Annotated in this window: 7 protein-coding genes; 5 read left to right on the top strand and 2 right to left on the bottom strand. The window is 62.9% G+C overall.

Going from position 1 to position 7,379, the window contains the following annotated elements:
• The first annotated feature begins 340 nt into the window (after positions 1–340).
• The 4 genes from lhpI to AC1RO0_RS31815 all read left to right on the top strand — a co-directional run bounded on the left by lhpI (position 341) and on the right by AC1RO0_RS31815 (position 5,767).
• Positions 341–1,291, top strand: a complete 951-nt coding sequence (gene lhpI, locus AC1RO0_RS31800) for a bifunctional Delta(1)-pyrroline-2-carboxylate/Delta(1)-piperideine-2-carboxylate reductase (RefSeq protein WP_498596501.1) — start codon at positions 341–343, stop codon at positions 1,289–1,291.
• A gap of 5 nt (positions 1,292–1,296) precedes the next feature.
• Positions 1,297–3,765, top strand: a complete 2,469-nt coding sequence (gene hrpB, locus AC1RO0_RS31805; protein WP_498596502.1) for an ATP-dependent helicase HrpB — start codon at positions 1,297–1,299, stop codon at positions 3,763–3,765.
• Positions 3,766–3,767: 2 nt separating this feature from the next.
• Positions 3,768–5,105, top strand: a complete 1,338-nt coding sequence (locus tag AC1RO0_RS31810; protein ID WP_498596503.1) for an ActS/PrrB/RegB family redox-sensitive histidine kinase — start codon at positions 3,768–3,770, stop codon at positions 5,103–5,105.
• Positions 5,106–5,179: 74 nt separating this feature from the next.
• Positions 5,180–5,767: an ActR/PrrA/RegA family redox response regulator transcription factor gene (locus tag AC1RO0_RS31815; RefSeq protein ID WP_498596507.1), complete on the top strand. Its 588-nt coding sequence runs from the start codon at positions 5,180–5,182 to the stop codon at positions 5,765–5,767.
• 3 nt (positions 5,768–5,770) lie between these two features.
• Here the strand turns inward: AC1RO0_RS31815 and AC1RO0_RS31820 are convergent, their stop codons facing one another.
• Together AC1RO0_RS31820 and AC1RO0_RS31825 are read right to left on the bottom strand one after the other, a co-directional pair.
• Positions 5,771–6,259, bottom strand: coding sequence for an MmcB family DNA repair protein (locus tag AC1RO0_RS31820; protein WP_498596504.1), 489 nt, complete (start codon positions 6,257–6,259; stop codon positions 5,771–5,773).
• An 8-nt stretch (positions 6,260–6,267) separates the two neighbouring features.
• Positions 6,268–6,405: a hypothetical protein gene (locus AC1RO0_RS31825; RefSeq protein WP_498596505.1), complete on the bottom strand. Its 138-nt coding sequence runs from the start codon at positions 6,403–6,405 to the stop codon at positions 6,268–6,270.
• Between the two features lie 34 nt (positions 6,406–6,439).
• On the opposite strand from AC1RO0_RS31825, the gene AC1RO0_RS31830 reads away from it, so the two are divergent.
• Complete coding sequence (locus tag AC1RO0_RS31830) at positions 6,440–7,114, top strand: L,D-transpeptidase (RefSeq protein ID WP_498596506.1); 675 nt, start codon at positions 6,440–6,442, stop codon at positions 7,112–7,114.
• Positions 7,115–7,379: the final 265 nt, after the last annotated feature.

Consider the following 7,379-nt stretch of genomic DNA (forward strand, 5'->3'; position numbering starts at 1 on the left):
ACTTCGTCGCTAGCAGCGCCGCCGCCCTCGTTCAGTGAGTGGGCTTATAAACCCCACCCCAGAACTTAGTCAACACTCCATCTGTAAAAATTCTGACATTTTTATAAGGTATTGATTTTACTAATGGATTTGTCGAGACGATTGAATGGCAGTGAAAATCGTCCTTTTAACGGGCCTTTTCCGGATTCATTTTACGAGTCATCGGGGAATCCAACTTCTTATAAGGGACGAAGACCGTGGAATCGGGTTTCCCTATCGAGTTCACCGCCAGCCGGCACCAGCAATTGCCAGTTTCTCGGCTAAGACCTAATAGAAGTCTCAAGCAATAGAGGAGCGGACAATGCTGGTCCTTAATGAAGAGCAGACACGTACAGCGCTGGCCTGGCCGGCGCTGATCGAGGCGATCGCCTCCATGTTTACCGGCGACTGCGTCATGCCGGTCAGGCATCACCATGATATGGAGGTGCCGGGCGAAAGCGACGCGACCCTGCTTTTGATGCCGGCCTGGCTGCCGGGACATTATATGGGCGTGAAGATGGTCTCGGTCTTTCCCGACAATGCCACCCGCGCCCTGCCGGCGATCTTCGGCACCTATTTGCTGTCCTCCGGCAAGACCGGCGAGATGCTGGCAGTGATCGACGGTGGCGAGCTGACGGCACGGCGTACGGCGGCCACCTCGGCGCTGGCGGCGCGCTATCTTGCGCGCGCGGATGCTGAGGAGCTGCTTGTCTGTGGGTCGGGGCGGCTGTCGCTCAACCTGATCCAGGCGCATGCCGAGGGGCGGAGCCTGAAGCGGATCGGCATATGGGGCCGCGATCACGACAAGGCGGCAGACATCGCCGGCCAAGCGCAGGCCCTTGGTCTGGATGTCACCGCCGTTACCGATCTCGAGGCGGCTGTGCGCAGCGCCGACATCATCTCCTGCGGAACGCTGTCGAGCACGCCGCTGATCAAGGGCGAATGGCTGAAGCCCGGGGCGCATCTCGATCTTGTCGGCGGCTTCAAGCCGGACATGCGCGAAACCGATGACGCCGCGATCCGGCGCGCAGAGGTTTTCGTCGATACGCGCGCCGGCGCGATGAAGGAAGCCGGCGATATCGTGCAGCCGCTCAAGAGCGGTGTGCTGACGGCGGGCGCCATCCGCGCCGAACTCAGCGAGCTCGTTCGCGAAACAAAGCCGGGACGCACGACCGACACCGACATCACCCTGTTCAAATCGGTGGGCGCGGCGCTCGAGGATCTGGCCGGCGCGATCCTGGCCTATGAATATGCGCGGGGCCGGCAGGCGTGACATCCATGACGCCTCCGCTGCCCGAGCTGCCGGTTTCGCATGTGCTTGCCGATATCGGCACGGCACTTGGCCAGGAGCGGCGCGCGGTCCTGTCCGCGCCGCCCGGCGCCGGCAAGACGACGCTGGTGCCGCTTTACCTGCTGGGCCAGAGCTGGCGCGGCGACGGCAAGATCATCCTGCTGGAACCACGGCGACTAGCGGCACGAGCAGCGGCGGCACGCATGGCCTCGCTGCTTGGCGAAGAGGTCGGCGACACCGTCGGTTACCGCATGCGGCTCGATAATCGTATTTCGGCGAAGACGCGCATCGAAGTGGTGACCGAGGGTGTGTTCGCGCGGATGATCCTCGACGATCCTGAACTCACTGGCGTTTCCACCGTCATCTTCGACGAATTCCACGAGCGCTCGCTGGATGCGGATTTCGGCCTGGCGCTAGCGCTCGACGTGCAATCGGCCCTGCGCGAGGACTTGCGAATCCTGGTGATGTCGGCGACGCTCGATGTCGAACGGGTGGCGGCGCTGCTGAACGATCCGCCTGTGATCGAAAGCATGGGCCGCGGCTTTCCGATCGACATCCGCCATCAGGACCGGCCGGCCGGCGAGCGGATAGAAGATACGGTAACCCGGGCGATCCTCGACGCCCATGCGACGGAACAGGGCTCGATCCTCGCCTTTCTGCCTGGACAAGCGGAAATCACCCGCACGGTCGAGCGACTGCAAAGCCGGTTGCCGCCGGAAACAGTCATCGCGCCGCTTTACGGCAATCTCGGCCAGAAGGAACAGGACGCGGCGATCCGCCCGGCGCCGAAGGGCACCCGCAAGGTGGTGCTGGCGACCTCGATCGCCGAGACCTCCATCACCATCGACGGTGTCAGGATCATCGTCGACAGCGGCATGCAGCGATTGCCCGTCTTCGAGGCGTCGACCGGCATTACCCGTCTGGAGACCGTGCGCGTCTCGCGGGCCTCCGCCGACCAGCGGGCCGGTCGCGCGGGACGAACGGAGCCCGGTATTGCGATCCGGCTGTGGCATCCTGGCCAGACGGCGGCGCTGCCGGCCTTCACGCCGCCGCAGATCCTCTCCAGTGATCTCTCAGGGCTGGCGCTCGATCTTGCCCATTGGGGCGTGCAGGACCCCGCCGCGCTTGCCTTTGTCGATCAGCCGCCGGCAACCACACTCCATGAGGCGCGTGTGCTGCTGCGGCAGCTGGGCGCGCTGGACGCCGAGAACGGCTTAACGGCGCGCGGGAAGCTGATGCGCGATCTGGCCTTGCCGCCACGGCTGTCGGCCATGGTGATCTCGGCAGCGGACTTCGGCCAGGCGCGGGAGGCAGCAATGCTCGCCGTGTTGCTGACGGAACAGGGACTGGGTGGGCCGAGTGTCGATCTGGAAGAGCGGCTCAGGCGCTTCAAGACGGAAAAGGGCGAGCGGGCCGAGGCGGCGCGCCGATTGGCCGGAAGGCTGGCGACGGCAGCGGGCGGCGGCAAGACGGCGACTGCGGGTGCGCCGATATTGGCTGGTTCCCTACTGCTGCATGCTTTCCCGGATCGCATTGCCCTGCAACGCGGCGGGCGCGGACGTTTCGTCATGGCGAATGGGCGTGGGGCTGAACTGCCGGAGACGGAGCAGCTTGCCGGCGCGCAGATGCTGGTGATTGCCGACCTGACCGGCCGGGCGGCGCAAGCCCGTATCCTGGCAGCGGCGGAAATTTCGCGGGCTGATGTCGAAGAGCATCTGCCAGGCGAAATCCGCACCGAAGACCAAAGCGTCTTCGACAAGGCCAGCCGACAGGTGCGCGCCCGCCGCGTCACCCGGCTCGGCGCCATCATTTTTGAAGAGACACCCTTGCCGCGCCCATCGGGTGCAAAGGCGGCAAAGGCATTGGCCGAGGGCATTCGCGAGCTCGGGATCGACGTGCTGCCGTTTTCCAAGGAGGCGGCGCAATTGCGGGATAGGATCGGCTTCCTGTACCGGACGATCGGCGAGCCCTGGCCCGATATGAGTGATGAAGCCTTGCTCTTACGGCTCGAAGACTGGTTCACACCTTTCCAGACCGAGGCGCGGGGTCTTTCTGATATCGCCGCCGGCGGGCTCTCCAATGGATTGATGTCGCTGGTGCCGCACGAGCTGCAGCGAGACCTTGGCCGGATGGCGCCGACGCATTTCGAAGCGCCGACCGGTCAGCGCCATCCGATCCACTATGAGGGTGAGGAGCCGCTGTTGACGATCCGCGTGCAGGAACTCTTCGGGCTGAAGCAGCATCCGGCCATCGGCGGCGGTCGCTTGCCGCTGGTGCTGGAGCTGACGTCGCCGGCGCACCGGCCGATCCAGACGACGCGCGACCTGCCCGGCTTCTGGGCGGGATCCTGGAAAGACGTGCGCGCCGACATGCGCGGGCGCTATCCGCGGCACCCCTGGCCGGAAGATCCGGCCGAGGCCGCGCCGACGACACGAACCAAGCCGAGAGGAACCTGAACATGGCCAGCTTCTTCAGAGGATTGGACAAGATCGCGATTGCGGACGCCAAGTTGCAGGACGACTATCACACCAGCCGGCGGCTGAGATTGCAGACGCTGGTGCGCCTGCGCTGGCTTGCGGTCGGCGGCCAGACGGCAACGGTGATGATCGTCGCCTTCTGGCTAAAATTTCCGATGCCGCTCCTGGCCTGCTGCGTGCTGATCGCTTGCCTTGCCTGGATCAACTTCTTCCTGACGCTGCGCTATTCGCCGACGCACCGGCTGGAGCCGCCGGCCGCCTTCGCGCTGCTTGGCCTCGACCTCTTGCAGCTCTGCGGGCTGCTGCTGATTACCGGCGGTCTTGCCAATCCTTTTTCAGCACTGGTCTGCGTGCCGGTCATCATCTCCTTTGCCTCGCAGCCGATCCGCTACAGCATGGTGCTGATCGTGCTGGCGATGATCTGCATCACCGGCCTTGCCTTCTCACCCTTCCCCCTGCCCTGGTATGGCGGCGTCGAGGTCAACGTCCATAGCGTCATGCAGCTCGGCGTCTGGTGCTCGATCGCCTCGACCATGGCCTTTGCCGCCTTCTATGCCTATCGCGTCTCCATGGAAGCGTCGCAGCTTGCCGATGCGCTGGCGGCGACGGAACTGGTGTTGCAGCGGGAAAAGCATCTGTCGCAGCTCGACGGTCTGGCGGCGGCGGCGGCCCATGAGCTCGGCACGCCGCTTGCGACCATCAGCGTCGTCGCCAAGGAGATGGAGCGCGAGCTCCTCCATGACGACCGCTTCCGCGAGGACGTGGCGCTGCTGCGCAGCCAGAGCGAACGCTGCCGCGATATCCTGCGGCGGCTGACGACGCTGTCGGCCGAAGACGAGGCGCATATGCGGCGGTTGACGCTGTCGTCGATGATGGAAGAGGTCATCGCGCCGCATCGGGAATTCGGCATAAAACTGGAGTTGGTCGAAAAGAGCCCGAGGGCCGGCGAACCGGTGCTCAACCGCAATGCCGGCATTATGTACGGGCTCGGCAATCTCATCGAAAACGCCGTCGACTATGCCCGCAAGACCGTGACCGTCACGGTGGAGTACGACCCGGCTCTGCTCATCATCATCATCGAGGACGACGGCAATGGCTATGCGCCCGATATCCTGACGCGGATCGGTGAGCCCTACGTCACGACGCGTCAGCGTGACGACACGGCCGGCGGCCTCGGGCTTGGGCTGTTCATCGCCAAGACCCTGCTGGAACGCTCGGGCGCTGCCATTTCCTTCGGCAATCGCGATCCGGAGACGCCGGGCGCCCGGATCCGCGTCGAATGGCCGCGCGTTTTGATCGACAGTAATTCGACAAAATGAGTTTCACGGCTTAAAACACCGATCGTTAAAATCAGTAGGACTGTGCAGGCGGGATGCCGCCGGGATTGAAGATGATGACGGATAAAGAGCTTGCCGATCCCCACGCCGGGGCCAAGGATAACGCGGACCATATCGGCCCGGATACGACATTGCTGATCGTCGATGATGACGGTCCCTTTCTGCGCCGGCTGGCGCGCGCCATGGAGACACGCGGCTTCACGGTCGAGACGGCGGAATCGGTGGCCGAAGGCGTCGCCAAATCCAAGGCCACTCCACCGAAATATGCCGTGGTCGACCTTCGCCTCGGCGACGGCACCGGCCTCGAGGTCATCGAGGCGATCCGGCAGCGGCGCGACGACACACATATTGTCGTCCTGACCGGCTACGGCAATATCGCAACGGCGGTCACGGCGGTAAAGCTCGGCGCTCTCGACTATCTCGCCAAGCCGGCGGATGCGGACGATGTCTATGCGGCACTGACGCAGCGGCCGGGCGAAAAAGCCGAAGTGCCGGAAAACCCGATGTCGGCGGATCGGGTTCGCTGGGAGCATATTCAGCGCGTTTATGAAATGTGCGAGCGCAACGTTTCCGAGACGGCTCGCCGCCTCAACATGCATCGCCGCACGCTGCAACGCATCCTCGCCAAGCGCGCGCCGAAATAACCATCACTCAGGTGAAAAATCCTTGCCCGTCGCCCATTCGGCCAATAGCAGCCGCTGGGCGGCGGCGCGGGAGAAATTCAGCGTCACCGACTTGCGTGTCGCCGGCGCCAAGCGATGCTCGGGCGCCTCGCGGATCATATGCGCGCCGTAACCATCCGACAGAAACAGCCCGCAGTCTTCCGGGAAGATATCGAGCGGCACGTCCTTGTGCGTCGCAAAGAACAGACGGTCGCAATGCTGGCGGTAATCCGGCCATTTTCGGTCGACGCGGAAGTCCTCGATCGAGGTTTTGATCTCGATGATCCAGATCTCGCCCTTTTCCGACAGGGTGATGAGGTCGGCGCGGCGGCCGCTTGCAAGCGGCAACTCCGGCAAGATGGCGTGACGCATCTCATGCAGTAATAGTTGCACGCCGCGACGTACAAGCATCGCCCGTTCCGACTGGCGGCCATCTATTAACGGATTATTATTGTAAACACTCAAAATCGTCATGAATTGCCTCAGGAACCGGCAAGAAACGTTGCAAAAAAGCCATGTCCCTTTAATTTGCGCAGCGGCGCCATTGAACTAGGAGCGCTGCCGCTTGCAAAGCTAAGTTTAATGGAAAATAAACCATATTCAAAGATGGTGAATACCATCCCCTTCCCTGCCACAACGTACCAAGAGACTTCCATGCGCACCCGCAATGCTATCACCGCACTCGGCCTTGTCGCGACGCTCGCTATGACTGGCTATGCCACCACGGCCGCAGCCACGCCGACCGCCACAGCCAATTCCGCAACCGAGACCGTAAAGTCCTTCGATGGTGATTACGGCGTGATCAGTGACAACGGCTTCCAGCTGCCGGCGATCCCGATCCAGAAGGTGAAGCCGCAGTTCCGCCGCCAGATCGTGGCCTACCAGTCCAACGAGGCTGAAGGCACGATCATCGTCAACACGCGCGAGCGCCATCTCTATTATATCCTCGGCAACGGCGAAGCGATGCGCTACGGCATCGGCGTCGGCAAGCAGGGTTTCTCTTGGTCCGGCACCGCCTATGTCGCCTGGAAGCAGGAATGGCCGACTTGGCATCCGCCGAAGGAAATGGCAGTGCGCCGTCCGGAAATCGCGAAATATGTCGACGGCGGCATGAACCCGGGTCTCTCGAACCCGCTCGGTGCCCGCGCCATGTATCTCTACAATGAAAAGGGCCAGGACACGCTGTTCCGCCTGCACGGCACGCCGGAATGGGCTTCGATCGGCACCGCGGCTTCCTCGGGCTGCATCCGCCTGATCAACCAGGACGTCATCGATCTCTACAGCCGTGTTCTGCCGGGTCACAGCACCAAGGTCGTCGTAATCCAGTAATTGCTGGCAATCGGAATTTGAAAAGCCGCCGGATCGATATCCGGCGGCTTTTTTGTTTGGGACTGGAAGCTGTCCTCCTTCTCCCCTCGGGGAGAAGGTGCCCGAAGGGCGGATGAGGGGGAGGCGCGGCAAAGAAATCATTCCTTAAACTAGAATATTTCGCGCTCGCAGCGACACCCCCTCACCCTGCCCTTGTAACTTAGAACAGACCGTGTGTGCTACTATTGGCCTCGCGGTGGCGGATGGAAGACCGTCGGCCCTTTGG

The organism is Rhizobium sp. GW821-FHT14E12 (assembly GCF_058803745.1).